Annotated in this window: 10 protein-coding genes; 6 read left to right on the top strand and 4 right to left on the bottom strand. The window is 69.8% G+C overall.

Translation table 11 applies throughout. The annotated features are described in order from the left end of the window. Positions 1–27: 27 nt before the first annotated feature. Positions 28–498 carry a 30S ribosomal protein S7 gene (gene rpsG, locus OCT49_RS21110; protein WP_093897234.1) on the bottom strand — a complete coding sequence of 157 codons (471 nt, stop codon included), beginning with the start codon at positions 496–498 and terminating at the stop codon, positions 28–30. Positions 499–500: 2 nt separating this feature from the next. After that, positions 501–872 carry a 30S ribosomal protein S12 gene (gene rpsL, locus OCT49_RS21105; RefSeq protein WP_003948652.1) on the bottom strand — a complete coding sequence of 124 codons (372 nt, stop codon included), beginning with the start codon at positions 870–872 and terminating at the stop codon, positions 501–503. Between the two features lie 360 nt (positions 873–1,232). Here rpsL and OCT49_RS21100 point away from each other — a divergent pair, with 360 nt between their 5' ends. From OCT49_RS21100 to OCT49_RS21075, 6 genes are all read left to right on the top strand, one after another. Continuing rightward, positions 1,233–2,003: a Crp/Fnr family transcriptional regulator gene (locus OCT49_RS21100; protein ID WP_283853414.1), complete on the top strand. Its 771-nt coding sequence runs from the start codon at positions 1,233–1,235 to the stop codon at positions 2,001–2,003. A gap of 140 nt (positions 2,004–2,143) precedes the next feature. Beyond that, positions 2,144–2,890: a hypothetical protein gene (locus tag OCT49_RS21095; RefSeq protein WP_283853413.1), complete on the top strand. Its 747-nt coding sequence runs from the start codon at positions 2,144–2,146 to the stop codon at positions 2,888–2,890. After that, positions 2,887–5,061, top strand: a complete 2,175-nt coding sequence (locus OCT49_RS21090; protein ID WP_283853412.1) for a hypothetical protein — start codon at positions 2,887–2,889, stop codon at positions 5,059–5,061. The genes OCT49_RS21095 and OCT49_RS21090 overlap by 4 nt, the downstream gene beginning before the upstream one ends. A 40-nt stretch (positions 5,062–5,101) precedes the next feature. Continuing rightward, a complete protein-coding gene (locus OCT49_RS21085) occupies positions 5,102–6,406 on the top strand; it encodes a hypothetical protein (protein ID WP_283853411.1) in 1,305 nt (434 codons plus the stop codon). Beyond that, the gene (locus OCT49_RS21080) at positions 6,403–6,912 is read left to right on the top strand and encodes a Pycsar system effector family protein (RefSeq protein ID WP_283853410.1); all 510 of its coding nucleotides are present in this window, start codon (positions 6,403–6,405) and stop codon (positions 6,910–6,912) included. Before OCT49_RS21085 ends, OCT49_RS21080 begins: the two co-directional genes overlap by 4 nt. A gap of 27 nt (positions 6,913–6,939) precedes the next feature. Then, a complete protein-coding gene (locus OCT49_RS21075) occupies positions 6,940–7,953 on the top strand; it encodes a M48 family metalloprotease (protein WP_283853409.1) in 1,014 nt (337 codons plus the stop codon). 80 nt (positions 7,954–8,033) lie between these two features. On the opposite strand, the gene OCT49_RS21070 is transcribed toward OCT49_RS21075, so the two are convergent. Both OCT49_RS21070 and rpoB read right to left on the bottom strand, forming a co-directional pair. Continuing rightward, positions 8,034–11,948, bottom strand: coding sequence for a DNA-directed RNA polymerase subunit beta' (locus tag OCT49_RS21070; protein ID WP_283853408.1), 3,915 nt, complete (start codon positions 11,946–11,948; stop codon positions 8,034–8,036). Between the two features lie 128 nt (positions 11,949–12,076). Then, positions 12,077–15,562: a DNA-directed RNA polymerase subunit beta gene (gene rpoB / locus OCT49_RS21065; protein ID WP_283853407.1), complete on the bottom strand. Its 3,486-nt coding sequence runs from the start codon at positions 15,560–15,562 to the stop codon at positions 12,077–12,079. Between the last annotated feature and the right edge of the window lie 576 nt (positions 15,563–16,138).

The raw sequence follows: 16,138 nt of genomic DNA, 5'->3' as shown, positions 1-16,138 counted from the left end.
TTCTCTCGGTCTCGATGTGGGTAGCGACTACCAGCGGTAGTGCGCGAAGGCCTTGTTGGACTCGGCCATCTTGTGGGTGTCCTCGCGCTTCTTGACGGCAGCGCCAAGACCGTTGGAGGCGTCGAGCAGCTCGTTCATGAGGCGCTCGGTCATGGTCTTCTCGCGACGGGCGCGGGAGTAACCCACGAGCCAGCGCAGCGCGAGGGTGGAGGCGCGACCGGGCTTGACCTCGATCGGCACCTGGTAGGTGGCGCCACCGACACGGCGGGACTTGACCTCGAGCGAGGGCTTGACGTTCTCAAGCGCGCGCTTCAGCGTGATGACCGGGTCGTTGCCGGTCTTCTCGCGGAGGCCTTCCATGGCGCCGTACACGATCCGCTCGGCGGTGGAGCGCTTGCCGTTGAGCAGGATCTTGTTGATCAGCGAGGTGACAAGAGGAGAACCGTAGACCGGGTCGATGATGACCGGGCGCTTCGGGGCGGGGCCCTTACGAGGCATTCTTACTTCTCCTTCTTGGCGCCGTAGCGGCTGCGGGCCTGCTTGCGGTTCTTGACACCCTGGGTGTCGAGCGAGCCGCGGATGATCTTGTAACGAACACCCGGCAGGTCCTTCACACGGCCACCACGCACGAGCACGATGGAGTGCTCCTGCAGGTTGTGTCCCTCACCCGGGATGTAGGCCGTGACCTCGATACCGGAGGTCAGACGCACACGCGCGACCTTGCGGAGTGCCGAGTTCGGCTTCTTCGGGGTGGTCGTGAACACACGCGTGCAGACGCCGCGGCGCTGGGGCGAACCCTCGAGTGCGGGCGTCTTGTTCTTTTCGACCTTGTCCTGCCGGCCCTTGCGGACCAGCTGCTGGATCGTAGGCACTACTTCTCCGGTTTCTGTGTGCCGTTCGTGAAACTAACCTGGAACGTCACCGACCCACGCGGTCGGGTGTGTCGAATGCTGCAGACTTCTGCCGCAAGGCAGAGGGAGCGCAGATCACGGTGGCCCCTGACGGACTCGCCATGCGGTTGAGGACACGCACACGAGCCCAGGCACACCCCAGGCACAAGGTCTGAGCGTACCTACCTCACCGACTCCGGTCAAAACAAATGCTGTCCACCGGAACACGCCGGACGCCCAGGACACACGGCGGGCGGAATCGAGACAGGGGGCGGCGGCCCGGCGGCAGGAATACGACCTTGCCGGTACGGGCACGGACGTTCTCAGTACATTGAACCGCTGATGGGCGACCGGGGGGACGGGATGGCGGCGACGTACGTACCCGAGGGCGACGGACTCGACGACCAGGTGCCCTTCCTCGCCCGTCTGGAGCGTGCGGACCGGGTGGCCCTGCTCGCCCTGGGGCGCGAGCTGCGCTTCGCCTCCCGGACCGCCCTGCTCCGGCAGGACGAACCGTCCGCACACGTCCTGCTGATCCTCCACGGCTGGACGAAGATCACCACCTCCGCGCCCAACGGCTACGAGGCGCTGCACGCCCTGCGCGGCCCCGGCGACATCGTCGGCGAGTCGGCCGCGCTGACCGGGCGGCCGCGCTCGGCGACGGTGACCGCGCTCTCCCCCGTGCGGGCCGCGGTCGTGACGCACGAGAAGTTCCGCACCTTCGTGGCCGGCTCCCCCGAGGTGTCGCTCTCGCTCCTGGCACTGACCTCCGACCGGACGCGGGCCGCGGACCGGCGCAGCCTGGAGTTCGCGGCGATGACGGTGCGCGAACGCTTCGCCGTCCTGCTGCTGGACCTGGCGCGCACCCACGGGGCCCGTACGGACGAAGGCATCGAGCTCGACATACCGCTCAGCAAGCAGGAGCTGGCCGGGGCGGTCAGCGCCTCCCGGGAGATGGTCCAGCGGCTGCTGAAGGACCTGCGCGAACGGGGAATCGTACGGACCGGGCGGCGGGCGCTGGTGATCGTGCGGCCGGACGCGCTCCGCCGGATCGCCCGGACCGGGGAATCCGCCCTCCCGGCCGTCCGCCAGGAGGCCCCGCAGGCTCCGTAGCGCGGGCGGCCGGAGCGGCCGACGGCCGTCCCTCTGTGCACACGGTCACACACCGAGTGCGTCATCGTTCCTCACCGCCGCACCCCGCCCTGGCCCACGCTCGTGTCCCGGCCCACGGAGACCCGAGCGAGAGGCACCCCATGAACGATCCGGTGAACAGCACGATCCTGCTGCTCGACATCGAGAAGTACAGCGAGCGGGACGACGTGGAGCAGGCGTATCTGCGCCGCATGCTCTACGACCTGACCGACCGGACCCTGCTGGCCGCCGGGATCGACGAGACCCGGCGGCGGCGGGCGGACCGCGGTGACTCCGTGATGGAGCTGATCGACGCCAACTGCTCGGTGATCGCCCTGCTGCGGGCGCTGCTGACCGAGATGCCGGCCCGGTTGCGCAGCCAGAACCGGCGTGCCTCCGCCGCCGCGCGGATGCGGCTGCGGGGAGTGGTGGCCTCGGGGTACGTCGCGGTGGACCCCGACGGCTGGGTGGGCAGCGACCTCAACCACGCGTGCCGGCTGCTGGACGCGGACGCGCTGCGGGCAGCGCTGCGGGACCGCAGGGACGACTTCGCGCTCTGCGTGTCCGACCCGGTGTACCAGGGGGTCGTACGGCACAGTCACACGGGCGTCCCGGCGGAGGAGTTCCGCTCCGTCACGGTGGACAGCAAGAACGGGCCGCTCGACGCATGGCTGCACGGCCCGCTCCCGCAGGAACTCCCGCAGGCCGCGGACGCACACCCGGCCGCCCCGGCGGCGCCGATCCCCGCGCCCGGTCCGGGCGGTGCCCCGGTCAACGGCGGCGTCTTCGGCGGGACCAACCACGGCATCGGCGGCGGCGTCTTCCACGGAACCGTCCAGTTCGGCGGCGGCCGCGGGGACCACCGGTGAGCGCCGGGGAACCGGCGCAGGAAGCCCCGTCCCCGCCCGGGGACGACCAGGGCGACGGGCCGGAGGGCCCGCAGACCGAGGAGGAGGGTGCGGACGCGGAGAAGAGGACCGACCAGCCGCAGCCCGCCTGGGCCGCCCGGCGGGACCTGGCGAGCCACACCCCGCGGACCATGGGGTTCGGCGACGGCTCCCAGGTCGGTGGAGGGATCTTCGGCGGGACCAACCACGGCATCGGCGGCGGCACGTTCTACGGGGACGTCCTGCAGCGGACCGAGATCATCTACCAGTTCGACGCACCCTCCGCCCTCCGTGCCCCGGGCGCGATCGCGCCGTCCGCCCTGGCGGGGCTCGCCGCGTGCTTCGTCCCCGGGCGGGACGACTTCGAGGCGCTGGCCGACCGGCTCCGCGACGAGCACGTGCTGGTCCTCTCGGGGCCGTACTACTCGGGTCGTCGGACCGCCGCGCTCATGCTGCTGCACCGGATCGGCGCCGCTCCGGTCCGGGCGATGAACCGGGACACCACCCCCGAACAGCTCACGGCCGGCCTCAAGGGCGGTGAGCCGGACGGCGGCCGGACCGGGCACGTCCTGTGCGACCTGGTCACCTCGGCGGGCCGGCCGCTGCGAGAGGCCGATCTGCTGGCCGCCCGCGAGGAGCTGGGCGAGGACGCGTACCTGGTGATCACCACGGGACCGGCCGCCCTGCTGGAGGACGTGCCGGTGGTGGAGTGGCGGGCGCCCGCACCTCGGGACGTCCTCGCCGGGCACCTGAAGGCGCTGCTGGACGGCGAGGAGCGCGTGCCGGAGCTGCTGGCGCTGCCCGCCGCGGCCGCTTTCCTCGAACGTCACCATCAGCCGCGCGAGGCCGCCGAGTTCGCCCGGCTCCTGGCCGGATGCGCGGACGGCACGGCCGACACCGCGCGTCTCGACAGCTTCTCCCTGCTCGCGCTGGAGAGCCAGGTCCAGGAGTGGTTCGAGGACGACGGGACCGTACTGCACCTGCGCGAGAAGGCGTTCCTCGTCGCGCTGGCCGCCTTCGACGAAGGACCGTACGCCCTGACGGCCGAACTGGGCGATCTGCTCTACGCCGCCCTGGAGAGGACCGAGAGCCGGCTGCACCCCGCCGTCCCGGTCTTCGGTACGCACATCGGCAAACGGCTCCAGCTGGCACGGGCGCACCGGTTCGAGGCCGAGGAACCCACCGAGTGGGGCCCGGTCCGGCAGGTGAAGGCCGCCTTCCGCGACGAGCGGGCCCCGCTCGTGCTGCTGCGCGAGATCTGGACCGGGCACCCCTCGGCGCGGCCCGCGCTCGTGCAGTGGCTGCGGCAGCTGGCCGGGGACGGGCGGCCCTTCGTCCGCACCCGGGCCGCCTCCACCGTCGCCGTGTTCGCCCACACCGACCTGCCGTCCGCGATGGCGCTGATCGTCGAGCCGTGGGCGTCGTCCCGCCTCTACCGGCACCGGAGCGTCGCCGTCGGCGCGCTCACGCTCGCCCATGTGCTGGGCACTCCCCATGTGCCGCGCATCCTCGACGCCTGGTGCGAGAGCGAGGAGCCGTCGCTGCGCTGGGTGGCCATCCGGGCACACGGGATGATCGGGCCGGAACGCCCGGTGCAGGCCCTGGCCGCGCTGCGCGCGGCGGCCCGGCACGAGGCGGGGCGGCCGGAGCCCGATCCGGAGCTGACGGGGCAGCTCGCGGAGTCCGTGGAGCTGTTGCTGCTGTCGCCGGCGGGCGAGGAGGTGATCGCGGAGCTGGTGCGGACGGTGCACGACGACCGGCCCGCGACCGACCTCGCGCTCGGCGGCTTCCTCGGCGCCTGCCGCCGCGTCGAGCAGGACGAACGCCATGGCCTGCCGAGCATGCTGGCCCGGTACGCGCGGGCGTCGACGGCACACGCCTCCGAGGCGTCCGGCATCGCCGGGCTCTGGCGTACCGCCCTGGGCAGCCGGGACCACACCCGGGACGCCCTCGACGTGCTCCGCCGCTGGGTGCTCGCGGCGGACCTCGCCGCCGCCACCGAGTGGGCGCTCGCCGCCCTGCTGCCCATGCTCGTCACCACACCGTCGGAGTACCAGCGGATCAGCCACCTCCTGCGGACGATGCCCGGCGAGGACGGTGCCGGTCCCCCGCTCGTGGCTGCCCGGCTGCTGACCGTACTGCCGCGCTCCTGACCCCCGTCCCGTCCCTTTCCTCCGCGACAGGAGAACTCCCATGCCCGAATTCCGCCGAGCACCCGACTGGGACCAGCGGGCCGACCGCGGGACGCGGTTGACCGACCCGGTCGTCACCGTCCGGCAGCTGTCCCGCTTCGGCTTCTCCCGCCGTCCGCTCACCCGGATCGACCATGCCCTGGTCTTCTCGGCCCGGGACGGTTCGTACGACCCCTATCTCCCCCCGCTGAGGCCCAGCAGGGCCGAGGCAGCCGCGAAACGCTACACCGCGGTGTACGAGGTCGACATGGGGGTCCACCCGGTACGCGAGGAGATCGCCCTGCCCAGCGACGACGACGCCTTCGAGTTCGTGGCGGCCGTCGAGCTGGCGTGGCGGGTCGTCCGTCCCGAGCTGTTCGTGGCGAGCCGGTACCGGGACGTGCCTCGGCTGCTGATCGGCGAACTGGAGCAGGCGGCCCGCGCCGTCACCCGCCGCTATCCCGCCTCCCGGAGCGCGGCGGCCGAGGAGGCGCTGCTGCGGGAGGTCGCCGCCCGGGGAACGCTCGGTGCCCGGGTCGGGCTCACGGCCGACTGGACGGTTCGGCTCCGCGGCGATCAGGAGGTCGTCGACCACGTCCGGCGCATGCGCTCCATCGACCACGGGGCCACCGAACAGATCCGGACCGAACTCCTCGGCAGGGAAATCGATGCCGCGACCGACCGGCGGGCCAGGGAGCAGGACGTGCTCCGGTCGGGCCGCGCGGCCGAGTTCGAGGAGCAGCAGCACCGGCTGAGGCTGCGCCGGCAGCGGTGGCAGCACACCGAGGAGGTCGACCGGGCGCGGGCCCTGCTGGAGCTCCAGCAGGTGAACGCGGAGAAGATCGCGTTCTACGAGAAGTACCTGGAACAGGGCGGAATCCGGGCGTGGGCCCTCCACCTCGTGGACCATCCCGGCGACACCGAGCTCGTGGCGTCCAACCTCCGCCAGGAACAGCTCCAGGTGATCAGGTCCCAGTTGGAGCTGGCGAAGGAACTGCTGAAGGGCGACAGCGCGGAGAGCCACGAGCTGGAAGCGCCGAAGCAACATGCGTTCCAGGCCGTCATCGACGTACTGGACCAGTACCTTCCCGGAGTCACCGCCCACAGCACGGCCGCGGGGCGGCTGACCGTGTCGATGTCGAAGGACCCCGTGGAGGCGGCACCGGGCGTGCGGCTGCCGGGCATGCGGTCCGACGCGCCCACGACGTTCCCGGACTGGCAGCCCCCGCCCGGCTACGGCAGCGCCCCCCTGGCACCGGCCGACGACGAGGACGCGGCGGAGGCAACGGGTGGGCGGAAGGCGGGCGAGGAAGGAGCGGGCACATGACCGGCCGCACGCCGGAGCCCCCCACCACGGCCGGGGAACGGCTCCTCCTCAATCTGCGGGCCGAGATCGCGCGGGCCGACAGCAAGGCATCCGTACTGGTCGCCGCGCTCGGCATGACGGCGGGCGTGCTCAGCGGCTGGCTGGCGGGCCGGGGCTGGCGACCGGGCTCGCTCGACGCCCCCGGGACGGCCCTGTGGTGGACGGGCGTCGGCGGTCTGGCGGCCGCGCTGGTCGCCCTGCTGATGGCCGTGATCCCGCGCTACCGCCGCAGCGTCTGGATCCCCGGGGAGCCACTCACCTACTTCGGGGACATCCAGGACGCCGCCCGGCGGGGCCGGCTGCCGGAAGCGCTCGACGCCACCGCGAACTCCCGGACCGCCGCGCTCGTCACGGCCCTGGCCGAGACCAGCCGGATCGCCCTGTGCAAACACCGGTGGATACGGGCCGGGCTGCTCGCCTACTCCGTGGGCACCGTCCTGCTCCCCGCCTCGCTGCTCCTCGGCTGACGCCCCGACCGCCAAAGGATGATCACGATGTCTCCGACCTCCGGGACCCCGGACCCGGGCGACGGCCCCGTACCGCCGCCGTCCCCGCCGCCCGAACCCGATCCGGCCGCCGGCGCCCCGCCCTGGCACGACGACCTGGTCCACGAGCACGGCCCCGGCCGGCGTGTGTACTACACGGCGCACCAACGGCGGATGGACATCACCGCGCTGGGACAGCTGGCGCTGGCCCTGCCCGCCTTCCTGACGAGCGCGCTGGTGGTACTGCTCGTGGGCGTGCTCCTGGAGATCGGGACCGGGGTGCCGTTCTGGATACCGGTCGCCCTCTGGGCGGCGTCCGGCGCCCTGGTCTTCCACCGGCCCACCGAGGACCTGCTCGCCCGCTACCTGTTCGGGCTGCGGCGTCCGATGCCCCAGGAGGCCGCCCGGCTGGAGTCGGTGTGGCGGGAGGTGACGGCGATCGCCGGGGTCGAGGGGGGCCGGTACCGGCTCTGGGTCGAGGAGAGCGACGGCATCGACGCGCTCGCTGCCGCGGGGCACGTCGTGGGGGTCACCCGGTATGCGCTGGAGCACCTGTCGAGCCGTCGGCTGGCCGCCGTGCTCGCCCATGAGCTGGGGCACCACACCGGAGGCCACGCGTGGTCGTTGCTGCTCTGCCACTGGTACGGGCTGCCCGGCCGGCTGGTGCGGCGGGTGCTCCGCGCGACGGCGCTGTCCCTGGTCACGCCCGTCCGGTGTGCCGCCTACCTGACCGGGGGCGTGCTGCTCCTCGCGCTGGGCGGGCTCGACTCCACCGCCGCCCGGATTCTCTACGGGCTCCCGCTGCTGCTCGTGCTCCCGTACCTGTCGGCGGCCGTGGGGCGTCGCTCCGAGCTCCGTGCCGACCGGCATGCCGCGGTGCTCGGGTTCGCCCCGGAACTCGCCGACGTGCTGGAGACGCTGCACGCGGACGGTCCGCCGGAGCACGAGTCGGTACCCGCCCGGCTGCTCTCCAGCCACCCCGACGTCCCGACCCGGCTGCACCACCTGCGGCGCTACCTGTAGTCCCGGGCACGCCGGAGGGCGGCCACCCCGTGCGATACGGGGTGGCCGCCCTCCGGTTCGTTCAGGCGACTCGCATCTGCCTACTGGTTGTACGGACCGTAGTCGTAGTCCTCCAGCGGAACGGCCTGGCCGGAGCCCGTGCCGAACGGCGAGTACTCCATGTCGTCGTAGCCGACGGCCGAGTACATCGCGGCCTTGGCCTCCTCGGTCGGCTCGACCCGGATGTTGCGGTAGCGGGACAGGCCCGTACCGGCCGGGATGAGCTTACCGATGATGACGTTCTCCTTGAGGCCGATGAGGCTGTCGGACTTGGCGTTGATCGCCGCGTCCGTCAGGACTCGGGTCGTCTCCTGGAAGGAGGCGGCCGACAGCCAGGATTCCGTCGCCAGCGAGGCCTTGGTGATACCCATCAGCTGCGGACGGCCGGAGGCGGGGTGACCGCCCTCGGTGACCACACGACGGTTCTCGGTCTCGAACTTCGAGCGCTCGACGAGCTCGCCCGGCAGCAGTTCCGCGTCGCCGGACTCGATGATCGTCACGCGGCGCAGCATCTGCCGGATGATGATCTCGATGTGCTTGTCGTGGATCGACACGCCCTGCGAGTTGTAGACCTTCTGGACCTCGCCGACCAGGTGGACCTGGACCGCGCGCTGGCCGAGGATGCGGAGCACGTCGTGCGGGTTGGTGGCACCCACGGTGAGCTTCTGGCCCACCTCGACGTGGTCGCCCTCGCCCACCAGCAGACGGGCGCGCTTCGAGATCGGGAACGCCGTCTCGTCGCTGCCGTCGTCCGGGGTGACGACGATCTTCTTGGTCTTCTCGGTCTCCTCGATGCGGACGCGGCCGGCCGCCTCCGAGATCGGGGCGACACCCTTGGGCGTACGGGCTTCGAAGAGCTCGACGACTCGGGGCAGACCCTGGGTGATGTCGTCACCGGCCACACCACCGGTGTGGAAGGTACGCATCGTCAGCTGGGTACCGGGCTCACCGATGGACTGGGCGGCGATGATGCCGACCGCCTCACCGATGTCGACCAGCTTGCCGGTGGCGAGCGAGCGTCCGTAGCAGAAGGCACAGGTGCCGACCGCGGACTCGCAGGTCAGGACCGAGCGGGTCTTGACCTCCTCGACGCCGTGCATGACCAGCTGGTCGATGAGCACGTCACCGAGGTCGACGTTGGCGGGCGCGATGACCTTGCCGTCGACGACGACGTCCTCGGCGAGCATGCGGGCGTAGACCGAGGTCTCGACGTCCTCCGTCTTGCGGAGCACGCCGTCGGGGCCCTTCTCCGCGATCTTCAGCTTCAGGCCGCGGTCGGTGCCGCAGTCCTCCTCGCGGATGATCACGTCCTGCGAGACGTCCACCAGACGACGGGTCAGGTAACCCGAGTCGGCGGTACGCAGGGCGGTGTCCGCCAGACCCTTACGGGCACCGTGCGTGGAGATGAAGTACTCCAGAACGGTGAGGCCCTCGCGGAAGGACGCCTTGATGGGACGCGGGATCGTCTCGTTCTTGGCGTTGGACACCAGACCACGCATACCGGCGATCTGACGCATCTGCATCATGTTTCCTCGGGCACCCGAGTCAACCATCATGAAGATGGGGTTCGTCTTGGGGAAGTTCGCGTTCATCGCCTCGGCGACCTCGTTGGTCGCCTTGGTCCAGATCGCGATGAGTTCCTGCGTGCGCTCGTCCTTGGTGATCAGACCGCGCTCGTACTGCTTCTGGACCTTCTCGTCCTGCGCCTCGTAACCGGCGACGATCTCCTTCTTGGCCTCGGGGACCACGACGTCGGAGATGGCCACGGTGACGCCGGAGCGGGTCGCCCAGTGGAAGCCGGCCGCCTTCAGGTTGTCGAGCGTCGCCGCCACGATGACCTTGGGGTAGCGCTCGGCGAGGTCGTTGACGATCTCGGAGAGCTGCTTCTTGCCGACCGAGTAGTCGACGAACGGGTAGTCCTCGGGCAGCAGCTCGTTGAAGAGCGCGCGGCCCAGGGAGGTCCGCAGCCGGAACGAGTCGCCCGGCTGGAACTCGCGCTCCCCGACGCCGTCGTCCCCTTCCTCGGAGACCGGCGGCACCCAGCCGCGCGGCGGGATGGTGCCCACCGGGAAGCGGATGTCGACCTTCGCCTGGAGCGACAGCTCGCGGGCGTCGAAGGCCATGATCGCCTCGGCCGTGGAGCCGAAGGAGCGGTCCTGTCCGACGACGTCGCGCTCGTCCTCGTCCGTGGTGAGGAAGAACAGGCCCAGCACCATGTCCTGGGTCGGCATGGTGACGGGACGGCCGTCGGCCGGCTTCAGGATGTTGTTCGAGGACAGCATCAGAATGCGGGCCTCGGCCTGCGCCTCCGCGGAGAGCGGCAGGTGGACGGCCATCTGGTCACCGTCGAAGTCCGCGTTGAACGCGGTGCAGACGAGCGGGTGGATCTGGATGGCCTTGCCCTCGACCAGCTGCGGCTCGAAGGCCTGGATGCCGAGGCGGTGCAGCGTGGGCGCACGGTTCAGCAGCACCGGGTGCTCGGCGATGACCTCTTCGAGGACGTCGTACACCACGGTGCGACCGCGCTCGACCATGCGCTTGGCCGACTTGATGTTCTGCGCGTGGTTCAGGTCGACCAGGCGCTTCATCACGAACGGCTTGAAGAGCTCCAGCGCCATGGCCTTCGGCAGACCGCACTGGTGCAGCTTGAGCTGCGGACCGACGACGATCACGGAACGCGCGGAGTAGTCCACGCGCTTGCCGAGCAGGTTCTGACGGAAGCGGCCCTGCTTGCCCTTGAGCATGTCGGACAGCGACTTCAGCGGACGGTTGCCGGGGCCCGTCACCGGGCGGCCACGACGGCCGTTGTCGAAGAGCGCGTCGACGGCCTCCTGGAGCATGCGCTTCTCGTTGTTCACGATGATCTCGGGCGCGCCAAGGTCGAGAAGCCGCTTCAGGCGGTTGTTGCGGTTGATCACGCGGCGGTACAGGTCGTTCAGGTCGGAGGTCGCGAAGCGGCCACCGTCCAGCTGCACCATCGGACGCAGGTCCGGCGGGATGACCGGCACGCAGTCGAGCACCATGCCCTTGGGCTTGTTGCTGGTCTGCAGGAACGCGGAGACGACCTTGAGGCGCTTGAGCGCACGGGTCTTCTTCTGGCCCTTGCCGGTGCGGATGATCTCGCGGAGGCGCTCGGCCTCCTCGTCGAGGTCGAAGGACTCCAGGCGCTTCTGCAGGGCGGCGGCGCCCATGCAGCCGTCGAAGTACGTGCCGAAGCGGTCACGCAGCTCGCGGTAGAGCAGCTCGTCGCCCTCCAGGTCCTGGACCTTGAGGTTCTTGAAGCGGCTCCACACCTCGTCGAGGCGGTCGATCTCGCGCTGCGCGCGGTCGCGCAGCTGCTTCATCTCGCGCTCGGCGCCCTCGCGCACCTTGCGGCGCACGTCGGCCTTGGCGCCCTCGGCCTCCAGCTCGGCCAGGTCGGTCTCGAGCTTCTTGGCGCGGGCCTCGAGGTCGGCGTCGCGGCGGTTCTCGATCTGCTGACGCTCGACGGAGACGTGCGCCTCCAGCGAGGGCAGGTCGCGGGTGCGGCGCTCCTCGTCCACGAACGTGATCATGTACGCGGCGAAGTAGATGACCTTCTCGAGGTCCTTCGGCGCGAGGTCGAGGAGGTAGCCCAGGCGCGACGGGACGCCCTTGAAGTACCAGATGTGGGTGACGGGAGCGGCGAGCTCGATGTGGCCCATGCGCTCGCGGCGCACCTTGGCGCGCGTGACCTCGACGCCACAGCGCTCACAGATGATGCCCTTGAAGCGGACACGCTTGTACTTGCCGCAGTAGCACTCCCAGTCCCGGGTCGGACCGAAGATCTTCTCGCAGAAGAGTCCGTCCTTTTCGGGCTTGAGGGTGCGGTAGTTGATGGTCTCCGGCTTCTTCACTTCGCCGTGCGACCAGGTCCGGATGTCGTCCGCGGTGGCGAGGCCGATCCGCAGCTCGTCGAAGAAGTTGACGTCGAGCACTTGTCGTCAATCCCTCTTTCGGGGGTTCGAGCCCCCTCGCGTCAAGCGAGAAATGGGGCACTTCAGCAATGGTCTGAACGGGTCCGGGGAGAGCCGGCCGGATCACGGGGATCCGGCCGGCCAACCCGTCAGACCTCTTCGACGCTGCTCGGCTCGCGCCGGGACAGGTCGATACCGAGCTCCTCCGCCGCGCGGAAGACGTCCTCGTCCGTGTCGCGCATCTCGATGGACATGCCGTCCGAGGACAGCACCTCCACGTTGAGGCAGAGCGACTGCATTTCCTTGATGAGCACCTTGAAGGACTCGGGGATGCCGGGCTCGGGGATGTTCTCACCCTTGACGATGGCCTCGTAGACCTTCACGCGGCCGGTCACGTCGTCGGACTTGATCGTCAGGAGCTCCTGGAGGGCGTATGCGGCGCCGTAAGCCTCAAGGGCCCACACCTCCATCTCACCGAAGCGCTGTCCACCGAACTGGGCCTTACCACCGAGCGGCTGCTGGGTGATCATGGAGTACGGCCCGGTCGAACGCGCGTGCAGCTTGTCGTCGACCAGGTGGTGCAGCTTGAGGATGTACATGTACCCGACCGAGACCGGGTCCGGGAACGGCTCGCCGGAGCGGCCGTCGAACAGCTTGGCCTTGCCGGAGGGCTGGACCAGGCGGTCGCCGTCGCGGTTCGGGATCGTGGCGCTGAAGAGACCGGAGATCTCGTCCTCGCGCGCGCCGTCGAAGACCGGGGTGGCGACGTTGGTGCCGGGGGCGACCCGGTCGGCGCCGATGGCCTGCAGGCGCTTGGCCCACTCGTCACCGAGGCCGGACACGTCCCAGCCGCGGCTGGCGAGCCAGCCGAGGTGGATCTCCAGGACCTGTCCCGGGTTCATTCGGGACGGGACACCCAGCGGGTTGAGGATGATGTCGACCGGGGTGCCGTCCTCCAGGAACGGCATGTCCTCGATCGGCAGGATCTTCGAGATGACGCCCTTGTTGCCGTGGCGGCCGGCGAGCTTGTCACCGTCGGTGATCTTGCGCTTCTGCGCGACGTAGACGCGGACCAGCTGGTTCACGCCGGGCGGCAGCTCGTCGCCCTCCTCGCGGTCGAAGACGCGGACGCCGATGACCTTGCCGATCTCGCCGTGCGGCACCTTCAGCGAGGTGTCGCGCACCTCGCGCGCCTTCTCACCGAAGATCGCGCGGAGCAGGCGCTCCTCGGGGGTCAGCTCGGTCTCGCCCTTGGGCGTGACCTTGCCGACGAGGATGTCGCCGGCGACGACCTCGGCACCGATCCGGATGATGCCGCGCTCGTCGAGGTCGGCGAGGACCTCCTCGGAGACGTTCGGGATGTCCCGGGTGATCTCCTCCGGGCCGAGCTTGGTGTCACGGGCGTCGACCTCGTGCTCCTCGATGTGGATCGAGGAGAGGACGTCGTCCTGCACGAGGCGCTGCGACAGGATGATCGCGTCCTCGTAGTTGTGGCCCTCCCACGGCATGAACGCCACGAGCAGGTTCTTGCCGAGCGCCATCTCGCCGTTCTCGGTGGCCGGACCGTCGGCGAGGACCTGGCCCTCGACGACCCGGTCGCCCTCGGAGACGACGACCTTCTGGTTGACCGAGGTGCCCTGGTTGGAGCGCGAGAACTTGGCGATGCGGTACGTGGTGTACGTGCCGTCGTCGTTGGTGACGGTGATGTAGTCCGCGGAGACCTCCTGGACCACACCGTCCTTCTCGGCCTTCAGCACGTCACCGGCGTCGGTGGCGCAGCGGTACTCCATGCCGGTGCCGACGAGCGGGGCCTCCGACTTAATCAGCGGCACCGCCTGACGCATCATGTTCGCGCCCATGAGGGCACGGTTGGCGTCGTCGTGCTCCAGGAAGGGGATCATCGCGGTGGCGACGGACACCATCTGGCGCGGCGAGACGTCCATGTAGTCGACCTCGCCGGCCGGCACGTAGTCGACCTCGCCGCCGCGACGGCGGACCAGGACGCGGGGCTCGGTGAAGCGCAGCTCCTCGGAGAGGGTCGCGTTCGCCTGGGCGATGACGAAGCGGTCCTCCTCGTCGGCCGTGATGTAGTCGACCTCGTCGGTGACCTGGCCGTCGACGACCTTGCGGTACGGCGTCTCGATGAAGCCGAAGGCGTTGACCCGGCCGTACGAGGCGAGCGAACCGATCAGACCGATGTTCGGGCCTTCGGGGGTCTCGATCGGGCACATGCGTCCGTAGTGGGACGGGTGCACGTCTCGGACCTCGAAGCCGGCCCGCTCACGGGACAGACCACCGGGGCCCAGTGCCGAGAGACGACGCTTGTGCGTCAGACCCGACAGCGGGTTGTTCTGGTCCATGAACTGGGACAGCTGGCTGGTGCCGAAGAACTCCTTGATGGAGGCGACGACCGGCCGGATGTTGATCAGGGTCTGCGGCGTGATCGCCTCGACGTCCTGGGTGGTCATGCGCTCGCGCACGACGCGCTCCATGCGGGCGAGACCCGTACGGACCTGGTTCTGGATGAGCTCGCCGACGTTGCGCAGGCGGCGGTTGCCGAAGTGGTCGATGTCGTCGGTCTCGACGACGATCTCCCGGCCCGACTCGCCGATCGTCTCGGTCTCACCGGCGTGCAGCTTGACCAGGTACTTGATGGTCGCGATGACGTCGTCGGTGGTGAGGACCCCGGCGTCCAGCGGCTCGTCCGCGCCGAGCTTCTTGTTCACCTTGTAGCGGCCGACCTTCGCCAGGTCGTAGCGCTTCGGGTTGAAGTAGAGGTTCTCCAGCAGCGTCTGGGCGGCCTCGCGGGTGGGGGGCTCGCCCGGACGGAGCTTGCGGTAGATGTCGAGCAGCGCGTCGTCCTGGCCCTGGGTGTGGTCCTTCTCCAGGGTGGCGCGCATGGACTCGTACTCGCCGAACTCCTCCAGGATCTGCTCGGTCGTCCAACCGAGGGCCTTGAGCAGGACGGTCACGGACTGCTTGCGCTTGCGGTCGATGCGCACACCGACCATGTCGCGCTTGTCGATCTCCATCTCCAGCCAGGCACCCCGGGACGGGATGATCTTGGCGGAGAAGATGTCCTTGTCGGACGTCTTGTCGATGGAGGAGTCGAAGTAGACACCCGGCGAACGGACCAGCTGCGACACGACGACACGCTCGGTGCCGTTGATGACGAAGGTGCCCTTGTTGGTCATGAGCGGGAAGTCGCCCATGAAGACCGTCTGGGACTTGATCTCGCCGGTCTCGTTGTTGGTGAACTCGGCCGTGACGAAGAGCGGGGCGGCGAACGTGAAGTCGCGCTCCTTGCACTCGTCGATCGAGTTCTTCGGGGGCTCGAAGCGGTGGTCGCGGAACGTGAGCGACATCGACCCGGAGAAGTCCTCGATCGGGGAAATCTCCTCGAAGATTTCCTCCAGGCCGGACTTGGTGGGGACGTCTTGTCCACTGTCCAGAGCAGCCTCGACGCGAGCCTTCCAGGCGGCATTGCCGAGGAGCCAGTCGAAGCTCTCGGTCTGCAGCGCGAGGAGGTTCGGAACCTCGAGGGGCTCCTTGATCTTTGCAAAGGAGATGCGCAGCGGGGCGGTGCTGGCACCGTTGTTCGTATTCGCGGTCGAGGCGTTGCGCGAGGCGGCCAAGAGGGGGTCCTTCCGAGGGCTCGGACTCACTACGCGCGTACCGGTCCCAAGCCGGCCACGTAGACAGTCCGTTCCTGAGTCGGCCGGAAAAGGCCAGGTCAGGGGCGTTCGGTCATCGGTGCTCTAGCGTGGGCATGCCCCTGGTGACGGGCAGGGGGCAGCTAACAGGCAGCGCAAAGGGTCAGTGTAGCCAAACGGCACACTGATGTCCAGTCGGGGTTCTCAGAGACCCACGTTGCTCTCAACAGCTGTTTCAACACCCATGACTCGGTTGTCGCGCGTGGTGCGCTCTTCTTTACTGCCCGCTCCGCCCACGATCCATGCCTCGGATTCGGATCGATGTGGCGACGCGTCCTGAGAATTGCGCGCCGCGTGCGGTTCGTCAAGGCCCCCCAACGGGGTCGGCCGCCCCGAGGTCCGCACCCGGGCGCCTCCCGGCGCCGGCCGGCCGTCCCGAGAGGCAACGGCGATGATCACCATACTCGTCAACGCGGGAAGAGCAAGGCAGCCGCCTCGGGTACGCCGAAGGGCGATCACCCCGATGGGTGATCGCCCTTCGTCAGATGACGTCCGTGC

This window comes from Streptomyces sp. ML-6, assembly GCF_030116705.1.
Classification (GTDB): Bacteria; Actinomycetota; Actinomycetes; order Streptomycetales; family Streptomycetaceae; genus Streptomyces.
This window is presented reverse-complemented; position numbering and strand designations above follow the sequence as displayed.